Raw genomic sequence first — 14,661 nt, forward strand, 5'->3', positions numbered from 1 at the left:
CGGCCCCTTCGTGCGTCCGCCCGTGGCTCAGCGCTTCTCGAGCTCCTCGGCCACCAGGAACGCCAGCTCCAGGGACTGCATGTGGTTCAGGCGCGGGTCGCACAGGCTCTCGTAGCGGGTCCCCAGGGCCGCCTCGTCGATCTGCTCCGATCCGCCCAGGCACTCGGTGACGTCGTCGCCGGTCAGTTCGACGTGGATGCCGCCGGGGAACGTGCCGACCGCCCGGTGCGCCTCGAAGAAGCCGCGGACCTCGTCGACGACGTCGTCGAAGCGACGCGTCTTGTACCCGGTCGGCGTCGTGATGCCGTTGCCGTGCATGGGGTCGGTGACCCAGAGCGGCTGGGCACCCGACTCGCGGACCGCCTCCAGCAGCGGGGGCAGCGCATCGCGGATGCGGCCGGCGCCCATACGCGTGATGAAGGTCAGTCGGCCGGGCTCGCGCTCCGGGTCGAGCTTGTCGATGAGTGCCAGTGCCGTCTCCGGCGTGGTGGTGGGGCCCAGCTTCACGCCGATCGGGTTCCGGATCTTCGAGAAGTAGTCGACGTGCGCGCCGTCGAGCTCGCGGGTGCGCTCCCCGATCCACAGGAAGTGGGCGGAGGTGTTGTACGGGGTGTCCGTCCGCGAGTCGATCCGCGTCATCGGGCGCTCGTAATCCATGAGCAGACCCTCGTGACCGGTGAAGAACTCGACGCGCTTGAGCTCGTCGAAGTCGGCGCCGGCGGCCTCCATGAACTTGATCGCACGATCGATCTCGGCGGCCATGCGCTCGTACCGCTGGTTCGCCGGGTTCTGCGCGAAGCCCTTGTTCCAGGAGTGCACCTCGCGGAGGTCCGCGAAGCCACCCTGCGTGAACGCCCGGATGAGGTTCAGCGTGGAAGCGGCGGTGTGGTAGCCCTGCAGCAGTCGACCGGGGTCGGCCTGACGGGAGCCCTCGGTGAAGTCGTAGCCGTTCACGATGTCGCCGCGGTACGCCGGCAGGGTGACCTCGCCGCGCGTCTCGGTGTCGCTGGAGCGCGGCTTGGCGAACTGCCCGGCCATGCGCCCCATCTTGACGACCGGCATGGACGCGCCGTAGGTGAGCACGACGGCCATCTGCAGCACCGTCTTGATGCGGTTGCGGATCTGCTCGGCCGTGGCCCCGGCGAAGGTCTCGGCGCAGTCGCCGCCCTGCAGCAGGAAGGCCTCCCCGGAGGCCGCCCTGGCGAGACGGTCGCGGAGGTTGTCGACCTCACCGGCGAAGACCAGCGGCGGAAGGCTCGAGATCTGCCGGGAGACGTCGGCGACGCGGTCGGCGTCTGGCCACTGCGGCTGCTGCTTGATGGGAAGCGAGCGCCAGGCATCAAGGGCGTCGATGTGGTGCGGAAGCATGCGTCCAGCCTAGTGGGCGGCACCACCGCCGAGACGCGCCGGGGGCCTATGTGACGCGCGTCGGAAGACGGTCCTTGACCGTGGACGCGTAGACGTCCTCGTACTCCTGCTGACCGAGGCGCTGGAGGGCCACCATGATCTCGTCCGTGACGGACCGGAGGATGTAGCGGTCGTTCTCCATGCCCGCATAGCGGGAGAAGTCCAGCGGCTCGCCGATGACGATCCCGACCCGCATGACCCGCGGGATACGGCGGCCGATGGGCATGGCGGTGTCGGTGTCGACCATGATGACCGGGATGACCGGGACCTTGGCTTCGAGCGCCATCCGGGCGATGCCGGTGCGGCCGCGGTAGAGCTTGCCGTCGGGGCTGCGCGTGCCCTCGGGGTAGATGCCCAGCAGGTCGCCGCCCCCGAGCACCTGGAGGCCGGTGTTGAGGGAGGCCTCGGACGCCTTGCCCCCGGAGCGGTCGATGGGGATCTGACCCGTCGCCTTCATGAAGAAGCGGGTGGACCAGCCCTTGAGGCCTCGTCCGGTGAAGTAGTCGCTCTTCGCGAGGAACGACATCGACCGATCGATCACGAGCGGAAGGAAGATCGAGTCCGCGAAGGAGAGGTGGTTGCTGGCGAGGATCGCCGCCCCGGTCGCGGGCACGTTCTTCCGCCCCACGATCCAGGGACGGAACACGGCCTTGACCACAGGGCCGATCACGACGTACTTCATCAGCCAGTAGAACATCGAGGTGAAGTCTAGCGCCGCGACGCGGATCGCCCTCATGTTCCTCGTCGGACGACCCGCAAAGCGACTGAGTTCCACCCTGACCGCGACCGGGTGCCATGCCCTAGACTCGGACCAACGCCCGTGCCCGACCGGTACCGAAGGAGCTGCCGTGGTCCAGTTTGAAGTCCCCGCGATCGTCCCCGCCGATCCCGACGCGAACGTCGCCGACCTGCTTGCGAAGCGTGTGGAGGCGACTCCCGACCGGGCGCTGTTCTCCGTCCCGCAGGGCGACGGATGGCGCGACATCACCGCCGCCGACTTCGAGACCGCGGTCATCGCGCTGGCGAAGGGGTTCGCCGCTGCCGGCATCCAGCCCGGCGAGAAGGTGGGCTTCCTCGCCCGCACCACGTACGAGTGGAGCCTCGTCGACTTCGCGCTCTTCTATGCCGGTGCCGTGATGGTGCCGATCTACGAGACGAGCTCGCCGTCGCAGATCCAGTGGATCCTCGAGGACTCGGGCGCGATCGCCCTCCTCGTCGAGTCACCGGAGCACTTCGCCCGCGTCGACGAGGTGCGCGGCGACCTTCCGCTCCTCCGAGAGGTCTGGCAGCTGCACCTGGGCGCGATCGACACGCTCACCGCGCAGGGGGCATCCGTCTCGGATGAGGAGATCCAGCGTCGCCGCGGCCTCGCCGTCGGCTCCGACATCGCGACCCTCATCTACACCTCGGGCTCCACCGGACGACCGAAGGGCTGCGTGCTCACCCACAGCAACTTCGTCGAGCTGTCCCGCAACTCCGCCAAGGCGCTCGACGAGGTCGTGCAGACGCCCGGCTCGTCCACGCTGCTGTTCATCACGACCGCGCACGTGTTCGCCCGCTTCATCTCCATCCTCAACGTGCACGCGGGGGTGCGCACCGGCCACCAGCCCGACACGCGTCAGCTGCTCCCTGCCCTCGGCTCGTTCAAGCCCACCTTCCTCCTCGCGGTCCCCCGCGTGTTCGAGAAGGTCTACAACTCCGCCGAGCAGAAGGCCGAGGCGGGCGGCAAGGGCAAGATCTTCCGCGCCGCCGCCGACGTGGCGATCGAGCACTCCCGGCTGCTCGAGGAGGGCAAGAAAATCCCGTTCGGGACGAAGCTCAAGTTCGCGCTCTTCAACAAGCTCGTCTACTCCAAGCTCCGCGAGGCCATGGGCGGCAACGTCGTCTACGCGGTGTCGGGCTCCGCTCCCCTCGGCGCGCGCCTCGGTCACTTCTTCCACAGCCTCGGCGTGGTGATCCTCGAGGGGTACGGCCTGACCGAGACCACGGCGCCCGCGACGGTGAACCTCGCCTCGAAGTCGAAGATCGGCACGGTCGGTCCCGCCCTTCCCGGCGTCGGGGTGCGTCTGGCCGACGACGGCGAGATCGAGGTGCGCGGCATCAACGTCTTCAAGGAGTACTGGAACAACCCGGAGGCCACCGCCGAGGCGTTCAGCGACGGCGGCTGGTTCCACACCGGCGACATCGGCAGCTTCGACGCCGACGGCTTCCTCACGATCACGGGGCGCAAGAAGGAGATCATCGTCACGGCGGGTGGCAAGAACGTCGCTCCGGCCGCACTCGAGGACCCGATCCGCGCGAACCCCATCGTCGGGCAGGTCGTCGTCGTCGGGGACCAGCGCCCGTTCATCTCGGCCCTCGTCACCCTCGACCCCGAGATGCTGCCGACCTGGCTCGCGAACAACGGCCTCGACGAGAAGATGACCCTCGCGGAGGCCTCGACGAACGCGCAGGTCCGTGCCGAGGTGCAGCGTGCGGTGGACGCGGCGAACGAGCGGGTGTCGCGCGCCGAGTCCATCCGCAAGTTCACGATCCTGGACTCGGAGTGGACGGAGGCCTCCGGCCACCTCACCCCGAAGCTGTCGATCAAGCGGAACATCATCATGAACGACTTCGCCGACGAGATCTCCGCGATCTACGACGAGCCCGTCGCCACGACCAACGTCGCCATCGGCGGCTGACCCGCGCGTCGACCCACCCCCTTCTGACCGAACCGGCCCCTTGCGCTCGTGCGCAAGGGGCCGGTTCGTACGTGAAGGGGTGGGTCGGCGGCTAGAACCAGGAGCTCTCGCGAACCTCGCGCATCGCGACCTTCCGGGTCTCGGGGTCGAGCCGGGAGAGGAAGAGCTTGCCGTCGAGGTGGTCGGTCTCGTGCTGGAGCGCCTGCGCGAGCAGCCCGTCCCCCTCGAGCACCACCGGCTGTCCATCGAGGTCGATCCCCTCGACGCGGGCCCAGGGATGGCGCTGGGCGTCGTGCCAGAGTCCCGGCACCGACAGGCAACCCTCCCCCGTCGGCTCGGGCTCGCCGCGGACCTCGGTCAGCACGGGGTTCAGCACGTAGCCGATCTCGCCGTCGACGTTGTAGCTGAAGGCGCGGAGCGCGACGCCGATCTGCGGCGCGGCCACGCCGGCGCGGCCCGGGAGCTCGACGGTCTCCAGGAGATCCGTGACGAGCGCACGCACGCCGTCGTCGATCTCCTCGATGGGTGCGCACACCGTCCGCAGGACCGGGTCGCCGAAGATGCGGATCTCGCGAACCGTCATCAGGCGGCCTTCGCCCGGAGGCCCTCGACGAGGAGCGCCGCGAGTTCCCGCGCCGCCTTCCGCGTCTCGGGGAGGAGGTTCGCGAAGACGATCGTCCCGCCCGCGGCGATCTGCGGGTCGTACGGCACGCGCACGACGCTGCGGGCCCGCGACGCGAAGTGCGCCTGGAGCTCACCCAGCCGCACGAGCGGCGTCCCGGGCGTGGACTGGTTGAGCACCACGATGGCGTCGCGCGCCTGCTGCGCGTACCCGTTGGACTCCAGCCACGTGAGGGTCTCGGACGCCAGCCGCGCCTCGTCGACGCTGAGTCCGGAGACGATGACGATCTGGTCGGCGAGGTCGAGGGTCGCCGACATCACCGAGTGGACGATCCCCGTGCCGGTGTCGGTGAGGACGAGGGAGTAGTAGTGCGCGGCCACATCGGCCACGTCGCGATAGTCGTCGTCGCTGAAGGCCTCGGCGACACGCGGGTCGGCGTCCGAGGCGAGCACGTCGAGGCGCGTCGCATCCCGTGCCACGATCGCGGAGATGTCGTGGAACCCGCGCACGTCGTCCCGGATGCGGACGAGGTCGCGCACGGACTTGCCATGCTGCGCGCGCTGCACCCGGTCGGCGAGCGTTCCGCGGTCGGGGTTCGCGTCCACGGCGATGACGCGGTCCTCCCTCGCGTCAGCGAGGGCCATGCCGAGGAGCGCGGTGACCGTGGTCTTGCCCACGCCGCCCTTCCGCGAGAGCACCGGCACGAACCGAGCACCGCCGGCGAGCGGAGCGGCGATCCGCGCCGTGAGCTCCTTGCGCTCGCGCGCGCGACGGCCGTCGCCGATGTTCAGCCGGCGCCCGGACAGTGTGTAGAGCAGGTGGCTCCACCCGCCCTCGGGTTCCGGCTTGGCCACGCGGTGCGGGTCGAGGAGCCGATCGGAGGTGAGGAGATCTGCGGACTCGCGGGCGGACTCGCCCAGCTCCCCCAGACGCTTCGCGGTGAGGGCCACGTCGGTCCGGGGCGCCGGACGTGCGGGCGCGGATGCGACGGGCTTGTCGTCGGCTTCGGGCATCGTGGTCTCCTTCTGCACGGGCGCCTGCGGGGCACGCGCCGGTTTCGCGGCCGGGACCGCCGCACGGTCGGCGCCGGCCTTCGCGAGGAAGCGGGCGGCCGCCTCCTCCTCCTCCGCGACCAGGTCAGCCGCGGGCTCGGCAGCCGGCACGGGCTCCTCCGGCACGGAATCCGCCACCACGGGCTCCTCCACCACGGGCTCCTCCGCCGCGGGCGCCTCCACCACGACGGCGTCGATCACGTCGTCGAGTCGCGGAGCATCGAGGACGGGCTTCGGCGCCGCGGGGAGGGTGAGGTCGTCGACGATGAGGTCGATGCCGACCTCCCCGTCCACGACACCGTCGTCGGCGAGGTCGTCATCCTCCTCCGCCGGCAGGGTCACCCGCACCTGCGCGGTTCCGCCGAGGATGCCGATGCCGGCGGTGTCGACGGATGCGGCGTCGTCGAGCACCCCCAGCGGACTGTCCTCGGGGTCGGCGTTGTTCTTCGCGGTCACGTGTCACTCCCAACCTGTGCGGGCCTCGGGATGCGCCCAGGGTGCGCGGCCTCGCCCGCACAAGATTAGTGCGCCGGTCGGATCACGACCAAAAGATCGCCCGCGTCCACCTGCTGCGTCTCGGAGATGGCGTGCCGCTCCACGACCCCGTCCACGGGGGCGGTGATGGCGGCCTCCATCTTCATCGCCTCGATCGACGCGACCGGCTCGCCCGCGCGCACCGTCGCTCCCACCTCGGCCTTGAGGGTGACCACGCCGGAGAACGGCGCCGCCACCTGGCCGGGGACGGACGTGTCGGCTTTCTCGACCTCGTGCGCATCGACCGAGATGGAGCGGTCCCGCACGAACACCGGGCGGAGCTGACCGTTCAGCGTGGTCATCACCGTCCGCATGCCCTTGTCGTCGGCCTCGCCGATCGCCTCGAGCCCGACGTAGAGCTGGACGCCGCGATCGATCTCGATGAGGTGCTCCTGGCCGGGGACCAGCCCGTACAGGTAGTCGCCGGTGTCCAGCACGGACAGGTCGCCGTACTGCTCCCGTCGTTCGGCGAACTCGGCCGCCGGAGCCGGGAAGAGCAGAGTGTTCAGGCGGGAGCGTCGTTGCGCGCTCGTCCCCGCCAGCTCGGCCTCGTCCTGGTCGGTGAGAGCCGTGAGCCCGGTCCGCACGGAACGACCGGCGAGCACCTTGGACCGGAACGGCTCGGGCCAGCCTCCGGGGAGGTCGCCGAGCTCACCCGCCATGAAGCCGACCACGGAGTCGGGCACGTCGTACTTCTCCGGGTTCGCCTCGAAGTCCGCAGGGTCGGCCTTCACCGCGGCGAGATGCAGGGCGAGATCGCCCACCACCTTCGACGACGGGGTGACCTTCGGCACGCGTCCGAGGATGCGGTCGGCCGCGGCGTACATGTCCTCGATGAGCTCGAAGTCGTCGGCGAGCCCGAGGGCCTTAGCCTGCTGTCGGAGGTTCGACAGCTGCCCGCCCGGGATCTCGTGGTGGTACACGCGGCCGGTGGGTCCCGGGAGCCCCGACTCGAACGGCGCGTACTGGCGACGCACCGCCTCCCAGTAGGGCTCCAGATCGGAGACGGCCGCGAGCGAGATCCCGCTGTCCCGCTCCGTGTGGGCGAGGGCGGCGACGAGTGACGACAGCGACGGCTGACTCGTCGTGCCCGACAGCGGCGCCGAGGCGGCGTCCACCGCATCCACGCCGGCGGCGCTGGCGGCGAGCAGGGTCGCGAGCTGCCCGCCGGGGGTGTCGTGGGTGTGCAGGTGCACAGGAAGGTCGAAGCGCTCACGGAGCGCCGAGACGAGCGTCGCGGCCGCAGCGGGGCGGAGCAGGCCCGCCATGTCCTTGATCGCCAGGATGTGCGCGCCGGCCGCGACGATCTGATCCGCCAGCTTCAGGTAGTAGTCGAGGGTGTAGAGCTCCTCTGCCGGGTCCAGCAGGTCCCCGGTGTAGCAGAGCGCCACCTCGGCGACGGCGGTCCCCGTGGCGCGGACCGCCTCGATCGCCGGCCGCATCTGCTCCACGTCGTTCAGCGCGTCGAAGATCCGGAAGATGTCGACGCCGCTTGCCGCCGCCTCCGCCACGAAGGCCTCGGTCACCGCGGTCGGGTACGGCGTGTAGCCGACCGTGTTCCGGCCGCGCAGGAGCATCTGGATGGCGACGTTCGGGAGGGCGGCACGCAACTTGTCGAGCCGCTCCCACGGGTCCTCGCCGAGGAAGCGCAGCGCGACATCGTACGTGGCGCCACCCCAGGCCTCGACCGACAGCAGCTCCGGGGTGAGACGGGCGAGGTACGGGGCGGCGGCGACGAGGTCCTTCGTGCGGACCCTGGTCGCGAGCAGCGACTGGTGCGCGTCGCGGAAGGTCGTGTCGGTGATCGCGAGGGCGGTCTGCGCGCGCAGGCCGCGGACGAACTCCTCGGGGCCCACCTCGAGCAGCCGCTGCCGGGAGCCGGGAGCCGGCTCCGTGCTGAGGTCGATCGGCGGGAGCTTGGTCGCGGGGTCGATGACGCCGGGGTGCGCACCGTGCGGCTTGTTCACCGTCACGTCCACGAGCCAGTTGAGGATCTTCGTGCCGCGGTCCTTCGAGGCGCGACCGCGGAGCAGCTCCGGGCGCTCGTCGATGAAGGACGTGCTGACGTCGCCGCGGATGAAGGCCTCGTCATCGAGCAGCGCCTGGAGGAAGGGGATGTTCGTGGAGACGCCGCGGATGCGGAACTCGGCGAGGGCACGGCGCGCGCGGGCCACGGCGGCCGGGAAGTCGCGGCCGCGGCAGGTCAGCTTCGCGAGCATCGAGTCGAAGTGCGGGCTGATCTGGGCACCCTGGTGCACGGTGCCGCCGTCGAGCCGGATCCCGGCACCGCCGGGCGAGCGGTAGGTGGTGATCTTCCCGGTGTCGGGACGGAAGCCCTGCGTCGGGTCCTCCGTGGTGATGCGGCACTGCAGCGCGGCACCCCGCAGGTGCAGGTTCTCCTGCTGCAACCCGAGATCGGCGAGGGTCTGCCCCGCGGCGATGCGCATCTGGCTCTGCACGAGATCGACGTCGGTGACCTCCTCGGTCACCGTGTGCTCGACCTGGATGCGGGGGTTCATCTCGATGAAGACGACCTCTCCCGCGCGCTCCCCCGCCGTCTCCAGCAAGAACTCGACGGTGCCGGCGTTCTCGTAGCCGATGGAGCGGGCGAAGGCGACGGCATAGCCGTGCAGGGCCCGGCGCACGTCGTCATCGAGGTTGGGGGCGGGAGCGATCTCGACGACCTTCTGATGCCGCCGCTGCACGGAGCAATCCCGCTCGAACAGGTGCACCGTCTCACCGGTCTTGTCCGCGAGGATCTGCACCTCGATGTGCCGCGGGCGCACGACGGCCTGCTCCAGGAACATCCGGGGGTCGCCGAAGGCGCTGCCGGCCTCCCGCATCGCCTCGGCGAGGGCCGGTCCGAGGTCGCCGAGCGTCTCGACGCGTCGCATGCCGCGGCCGCCACCACCGGCGACGGCCTTGGCGAAGAGGGGGAAGCCGATCTCCTCCGCCTGGGCGACGAGCGCGTCGACGTCGTCGGAGGCCTCGGTCGACCGGAGCACGGGGACGCCCGCCTCGACCGCGTGCCGCTTGGCCTCGACCTTGTTGCCGGCCATCTCCAGCACCTTCGCGGGAGGACCGATGAAGACGATGCCGTGGGCGGCGGCCTTCTCCGCGAGCTCCGGGTTCTCCGAGAGGAAGCCGTAGCCGGGGTAGATCGCGTCGGCACCCGACTCGGTGGCCACGCGGATGATCTCGTCGACGTCCAGGTAGGCGCGGACGGGATGGCCCCGCTCGCCGATCTCGTACGCCTCGTCGGCCTTGAGCCGGTGGACCGAGCCGCGGTCCTCGTGCGGGAAGACGGCGACGGTGCGCGCCCCCACCTCCACGGCCGCTCGGAATGCCCGGATCGCGATCTCGCCACGATTCGCCACAAGGATCTTCTGGAACATGCACACCTCTGAGAGCTCGATGCACGGCCGAGGCACGCACATGGGGCGGGGCTGAGTGTTCCCCCAGCCTAGGGGAAGGTAACGTGGAGTCCGTGCACGTACTCAGCGTCAGCTCTCTCAAGGGGGGCGTCGGCAAGACGACCGTGACACTCGGGCTGGCCTCCGCGGCTTTCGCCCGGGGTGTCCGGACGCTCGTCGTCGACCTCGACCCGCAGTCCGACGTCTCCACCGGGATGGACATCCAGGTCGCCGGACGACTCAACATCGCCGATGTGCTGGCGAACCCGAAGGAGAAGACCGTCCGCCAGGCGATCACCTCCAGCGGCTGGGCGAAGGTCCACCCCGGCACGATCGACGTGCTGATCGGAAGCCCGTCCGCCATCAACTTCGACGGCCCGCACCCGAGCGTCCGCGATGTGTGGAAGCTCGAGGAGGCGCTCGCAGCGGTCGAGGCGGACTACGACCTCGTGCTCATCGACTGCGCGCCGTCACTGAACGCCCTCACCCGCACCGCGTGGGCCGCGAGCGACCGCGTCATGGTCGTCACCGAGCCCGGCCTCTTCTCCGTGGCCGCCGCGGACCGTGCCCTGCGCGCGATCGAGGAGATCCGCCGCGGTCTCTCACCGCGCCTCCAGCCGCTGGGCATCGTGGTCAACCGCGTGCGCCCGCAGTCGATCGAGCACCAGTTCCGCATCAAGGAGCTGCGAGACATGTTCGGCCCCCTCGTGCTCTCGCCGCAGCTTCCGGAGCGCACCTCGCTGCAGCAGGCGCAGGGCGCCGCGAAACCGCTGCACATCTGGCCCGGCGACTCCGCTCAGGAGCTCGCCGCGGACTTCGACCAGCTCCTCGACCGCATCATCCGCACGGGTCGCGTCCCCGTTCCGGAGAACGGACCGCAGAGCTGACACCGCGGAACGACGAAACGGCCATCCTCTTCGAGGGTGGCCGTTCTTCGTGAAGCGGGGGTGGAGCGTCAGGCGGAGCGCTTGGCGCGACGGGCGGAGAGCTCGTCGACGGGGTCCGGCGCGGAGGCATCGAAGGCGACGAGCGTCGACTCCACCTCGCGCAGCACCTTGCCGACCGCGATCCCGAAGACGCCCTGACCGCGGCTGACCAGGTCGATCACCTCGTCGTTCGAGGTGCAGAGGTAGACGGACGCGCCATCGCTCATGAGGGTCGTCCCCGCGAGATCGCGGATGCCGGCGCGACGGAGCTCGTCCACCGCGGTGCGGATCTGCTGCAGGGAGATGCCCGTGTCGAGCAGGCTCTTGACGAGCTTCAGGACGAGGATGTCGCGGAAGCCGTAGAGACGCTGCGAGCCGGAGCCGTTCGCGCCGCGCACCGTGGGCTCGACGAGCTCGGTGCGGGCCCAGTAGTCCAGCTGGCGGTAGGTGATGCCGGCCGCACGGGCTGCCACGGCGCCGCGATAGCCGACCTCGTCGTCCATCGCGGGCAGACCGTCGGTGAAGAGGAGTTCGGTCACGAACCGCGGGTCGCCTGCGAGCTCATCCGCATTCATCTGAAATCCTCCCTGGAACGGTTATCTCCACGGTAGAGCAGGGTCCCGGCACCGGCAACGACATCCGTGCGACGCCGAAGGTGTGTCGCAATCAGTTCGTTACGAAAGGATCCGCGTGAGCGCATCCTTCACGAACAACGTCCGGACGTCGTCGATCCGAGTGGCCAGCTGCGGCGCCAGTTCGTTGGCGCGAGCCCGCGAGGTGGCATCGGTGCGACGCAGCAGCGTGGACAGCGCCGACTCGATGAGCGAGACCTCCCGCTCCGCGCCCTGCCGCAGGGAACGGAGATGACGCGGCTCGATACCGTGCCGGTCGAGGGCCACGAGCCCGCGGAGCAGCGCGACCGTGGACTCCGAATAGGTCTCCTGTGCGGTGATGACCCCGGTGCTGATCGCGTCGTTGAGGAGCTGCGGTCCGGCGCCGGCAGCGGCCAGGAGCTCGTCGCGACGATAGCGCCGCGGCGCCGGGGCGATCGAGGGCGGCGGGGCGAGCGCGGCCGTCTCGCCCGTGGCCTCCGCCTCGTCGAGCTGCTCGCGGATCACGCTGAGGGGAAGGTAGTGATCCCGCTGCAGGGTCAGTCCCAGACGGAGGCGCTCGATGTCCGAGGAGGAGAACTTCCGGTAGCCGGACTCGGTGCGGGAGGGACGGACGATGCCCTGCACCTCGAGGAACCGCAGTTTGCTGGAGGTCAGGTCGGGGAACTCCGGGGTGAGACGTGCGAGCACCTGACCGATACTCAGCAGGCCCGCGGACGCCGAGCGTTCGCGGGCGGGAGTTGCCGCCATCAGGCGTTCGCCGCGCGGTCGAGCGGGGACGCGAAGAAGTTCAGACGGAACTTGCCGACGCGCAGCTCGGAGCCGTCCGCCAGGGGGCTGCGGTCCACGCGCTCGCCGTTCACGTAGGTGCCGTTGAGGGAGCGCTGATCGATGATCTCGAACGTCGTCCCGTTGCGGGTGATCTCTGCGTGACGGCGGGACACCGTGACGTCGTCGAAGAAGATGTCGGCCTCCGGGTGACGACCGACCGTGGTCACGTCGGTGTCGAGGAGGTACCGCGCACCGGCGAGCGCACCGGAACGGACGAGCAGCAGAGCCGAGCCCGAGGGCAGCGCCGCGATGGCCGACTGCTCGACATCGGTCAACTCCACGCCGAACGGCACGAACGACAGATCGGAATCGTGTCCGAACGTCTGCGTCACTTCGTGTCTCGGCTCGCCGGAGCGATGGATGGCGGCTTCACCGGCCGGTCGGCTGTCGCTGTCTGTCACTGTGCCCTCCTGGCTGTCCAGACTATCCGATCCGGAGGGGTGCGCGGGAGGCCGCTTTCACACTCAGCGGTCCCATACCGGGGATTCATAGGCTGGACTCGTGAAGACCACAGCTCTGCGCCGCCCGGCGGCCCCGATCGCCCTCGCAGCCACCCTCCTCGCCGCGTTCCTCGTCCTCCTCTCCCCGCTCTCCGCGTCCGCCCATGACGCGCTCGTGTCGTCGTCGCCTGCGGCGGACAGCTCCGTGGAGACGCTGCCCTCCGAGCTCACCCTCACCTTCAGCGCGAAGCTCATCGACGGAGAAGGAGCGACGGAGCTGACCGTCACGGATCCGGCCGGTCAGTCCGTCATCGACGGCACTCCCACGGTCGAGGGCGCCATCGTGACGCAGCCCCTGCTCGGCTCCGGGCCCGCCGGTGAGTACCACGTCGTCTGGAAGGTCGTCTCGAGCGACGGCCACCCGACCTCCGGCGAGTTCTCCTTCACCGTCACGGTCGGCGACGAGGCCACGCCGTCGGACGAGCCCACCACCGCTCCCCCGACGGCGGCGCCGACGACGGAGCAGACCGCCGCCCCCGAGGCGACCGCGACGACGGCACCGGACGCGAGAGACGACGCGGGAGCCCCTTCGGTGTGGATCTGGGTGCTCGCGATCCTCGTACTCGCCGCGCTGGCCCTTGTCGTCTGGCTCGTCCTGCGCCGCCGCCGGGGACCGGCTCCGACCGATTCCGCTACCCCCTCGGAGCGATAGGCTTAAGGCATGCCACACTACGACGTCGTCATCCTTGGTGCAGGTCCTGGCGGATACGTCGCTGCGGTTCGCAGCGCGCAGCTCGGTCTGTCCACCGCCATCATCGAGGAGAAGTACTGGGGTGGTGTCTGCCTCAACGTCGGCTGCATCCCTTCCAAGGCGCTCCTGAAGAACGCGGAGATCGCGCACACGCTGAACCACAAGGCCGACTTCTTCGGGATCTCCGGAGAGTTCACGATCGACTACGGCAAGGCGTTCGACCGCAGCCGCGTCGTCGCCGATGGCCGGGTCAAGGGCATCCACTTCCTCATGAAGAAGAACAAGGTGACCGAGTACGACGGCCGCGGCACCTTCACGGGCCCGAAGGCCATCTCGGTGGCGAAGGCGGACGGCTCCACCGAGGAGATCACCTTCGACAACGCGATCATCGCCACGGGCTCGAAGGTCCGTCTGCTCCCCGGCGTGCAGCTCAGCGACAACGTCGTGACCTACGAGGAGCAGATCCTCTCCCGTGAGCTGCCGAAGTCCATCGTCATCGTCGGCGCCGGCGCTATCGGCATGGAGTTCGCCTACGTGATGACGAACTACGGCGTCAAGGTCACGATCATCGAGTTCCTCGACCGCGCCCTCCCCAACGAGGACGCCGACGTGTCGAAGGAGATCACGAAGCAGTACAAGAACTACGGCGTCGACATCCTCACCTCCACCAAGGTCGAGTCGGTCGTCGACAACGGCTCCTCCGTGACCGTCTCCTACACGGGCAAGGACGGCCAGCAGGCGTCGATCGAGGCCGACAAGGTGCTCATGTCGGTCGGGTTCGCGCCGAACGTCGAAGGCTTCGGGCTCGACAAGACGGGCGTGAAGCTCACCGAGCGCGGCGCGATCGACATCGACGACCACATGCGCACCAACGTCGAGGGCATCTACGCCATCGGCGACGTGACCGCCAAGCTGCAGCTCGCGCACGTCGCGGAGGCACAGGGTGTCGTCGCGGCCGAGACCATCGGCGGCGCCGAGACCATGACGCTGGGCGACTACCGCATGATGCCGCGGGCGACCTTCTGCTCGCCGCAGGTGGCGTCCTTCGGGCTCACCGAGCAGCAGGCGAAGGACGAAGGGCGCGAGATCAAGGTCGCGACCTTCCCCTTCATGGCCAACGGCAAGGCGCACGGCCTCGGCGAGCCGGTCGGCTTCGTCAAGCTCATCGCCGACGCCGAGCACCTGGAGCTCATCGGCGCGCACATGATCGGCCCCGACGTGTCGGAGCTGCTGCCCGAGCTCACCCTCGCGCAGAAGTGGGACCTCACGGCCCTCGAGCTGGCTCGCAACGTGCACACCCACCCGACCCTGTCTGAGGCGCTGCAGGAGGGCTTCCACGGCCTGGCCGGCCACATGATCAACTTCTGATCCCCGCCTCGAGAAGGCCCGGTCC

The 14,661-nt window shown here is 69.8% G+C and carries 12 protein-coding genes; 4 read left to right on the top strand and 8 right to left on the bottom strand.

Annotation, left to right across the window (positions count from 1 at the left end; genetic code table 11):
- Positions 1-27 precede the first annotated feature (27 nt).
- Positions 28-1,368 (bottom strand): class II 3-deoxy-7-phosphoheptulonate synthase, encoded by a 1,341-nt coding sequence (locus AC3B5L_RS10945; protein ID WP_187661804.1) that lies wholly within the window; start codon positions 1,366-1,368, stop codon positions 28-30.
- A 46-nt stretch (positions 1,369-1,414) separates the two neighbouring features.
- Positions 1,415-2,104, bottom strand: a complete 690-nt coding sequence (locus tag AC3B5L_RS10950) for a lysophospholipid acyltransferase family protein (RefSeq protein ID WP_187664181.1) — start codon at positions 2,102-2,104, stop codon at positions 1,415-1,417.
- Between the two features lie 151 nt (positions 2,105-2,255).
- Between AC3B5L_RS10950 and AC3B5L_RS10955 the strand changes: the two genes are divergently transcribed.
- Positions 2,256-4,088 (top strand): AMP-dependent synthetase/ligase, encoded by a 1,833-nt coding sequence (locus AC3B5L_RS10955; RefSeq protein WP_187661805.1) that lies wholly within the window; start codon positions 2,256-2,258, stop codon positions 4,086-4,088.
- A 91-nt stretch (positions 4,089-4,179) separates the two neighbouring features.
- On the opposite strand, the gene def is transcribed toward AC3B5L_RS10955, so the two are convergent.
- The 3 genes from def to AC3B5L_RS10970 form a co-directional block, all read right to left on the bottom strand.
- Positions 4,180-4,671 (bottom strand): peptide deformylase, encoded by a 492-nt coding sequence (gene def, locus AC3B5L_RS10960; RefSeq protein ID WP_187661806.1) that lies wholly within the window; start codon positions 4,669-4,671, stop codon positions 4,180-4,182.
- Positions 4,671-6,218: a MinD/ParA family ATP-binding protein gene (locus tag AC3B5L_RS10965; protein ID WP_259955286.1), complete on the bottom strand. Its 1,548-nt coding sequence runs from the start codon at positions 6,216-6,218 to the stop codon at positions 4,671-4,673. The genes def and AC3B5L_RS10965 overlap by 1 nt, the downstream gene beginning before the upstream one ends.
- A gap of 65 nt (positions 6,219-6,283) precedes the next feature.
- A complete protein-coding gene (locus AC3B5L_RS10970) occupies positions 6,284-9,691 on the bottom strand; it encodes a pyruvate carboxylase (protein ID WP_259955284.1) in 3,408 nt (1,135 codons plus the stop codon).
- 92 nt (positions 9,692-9,783) lie between these two features.
- Here AC3B5L_RS10970 and AC3B5L_RS10975 point away from each other — a divergent pair, with 92 nt between their 5' ends.
- Positions 9,784-10,596: a ParA family protein gene (locus AC3B5L_RS10975; protein WP_025105105.1), complete on the top strand. Its 813-nt coding sequence runs from the start codon at positions 9,784-9,786 to the stop codon at positions 10,594-10,596.
- 68 nt (positions 10,597-10,664) lie between these two features.
- On the opposite strand, the gene AC3B5L_RS10980 is transcribed toward AC3B5L_RS10975, so the two are convergent.
- From AC3B5L_RS10980 to AC3B5L_RS10990, 3 genes are all read right to left on the bottom strand, one after another.
- Positions 10,665-11,210 carry a MerR family transcriptional regulator gene (locus tag AC3B5L_RS10980; protein ID WP_060921155.1) on the bottom strand — a complete coding sequence of 182 codons (546 nt, stop codon included), beginning with the start codon at positions 11,208-11,210 and terminating at the stop codon, positions 10,665-10,667.
- Positions 11,211-11,309: 99 nt separating this feature from the next.
- Complete coding sequence (gene ftsR / locus AC3B5L_RS10985) at positions 11,310-11,996, bottom strand: transcriptional regulator FtsR (RefSeq protein WP_259955282.1); 687 nt, start codon at positions 11,994-11,996, stop codon at positions 11,310-11,312.
- Complete coding sequence (locus tag AC3B5L_RS10990) at positions 11,996-12,478, bottom strand: FHA domain-containing protein (protein WP_490095742.1); 483 nt, start codon at positions 12,476-12,478, stop codon at positions 11,996-11,998. The genes ftsR and AC3B5L_RS10990 overlap by 1 nt, the downstream gene beginning before the upstream one ends.
- A gap of 100 nt (positions 12,479-12,578) precedes the next feature.
- Between AC3B5L_RS10990 and AC3B5L_RS10995 the strand changes: the two genes are divergently transcribed.
- Together AC3B5L_RS10995 and lpdA are read left to right on the top strand one after the other, a co-directional pair.
- The gene (locus AC3B5L_RS10995) at positions 12,579-13,229 is read left to right on the top strand and encodes a copper resistance CopC family protein (RefSeq protein WP_259955280.1); all 651 of its coding nucleotides are present in this window, start codon (positions 12,579-12,581) and stop codon (positions 13,227-13,229) included.
- Between the two features lie 9 nt (positions 13,230-13,238).
- Positions 13,239-14,636 (top strand): dihydrolipoyl dehydrogenase, encoded by a 1,398-nt coding sequence (gene lpdA / locus AC3B5L_RS11000; protein WP_259962874.1) that lies wholly within the window; start codon positions 13,239-13,241, stop codon positions 14,634-14,636.
- The last annotated feature ends 25 nt before the right edge of the window (positions 14,637-14,661 follow it).

The sequence above is a fragment of the Microbacterium sp. C-MGS6 genome (assembly GCF_058140415.1).

What these genes read in the sequence shown, in the direction of transcription:
- AC3B5L_RS10945 (WP_187661804.1), bottom strand. Translation starts at nt 1,368, where the DNA reads ATGCTTCCGCACCACATCGACGCCCTTGATGCCTGGCGCTCGCTTCCC.
- AC3B5L_RS10950 (WP_187664181.1), bottom strand. Translation starts at nt 2,104, where the DNA reads ATGTTCTACTGGCTGATGAAGTACGTCGTGATCGGCCCTGTGGTCAAG.
- def (WP_187661806.1), bottom strand. Translation starts at nt 4,671, where the DNA reads ATGACGGTTCGCGAGATCCGCATCTTCGGCGACCCGGTCCTGCGGACG.
- AC3B5L_RS10970 (WP_259955284.1), bottom strand. Translation starts at nt 9,691, where the DNA reads ATGTTCCAGAAGATCCTTGTGGCGAATCGTGGCGAGATCGCGATCCGG.
- AC3B5L_RS10980 (WP_060921155.1), bottom strand. Translation starts at nt 11,210, where the DNA reads ATGAATGCGGATGAGCTCGCAGGCGACCCGCGGTTCGTGACCGAACTC.
- ftsR (WP_259955282.1), bottom strand. Translation starts at nt 11,996, where the DNA reads ATGGCGGCAACTCCCGCCCGCGAACGCTCGGCGTCCGCGGGCCTGCTG.
- lpdA (WP_259962874.1), top strand. Translation starts at nt 13,239, where the DNA reads ATGCCACACTACGACGTCGTCATCCTTGGTGCAGGTCCTGGCGGATAC.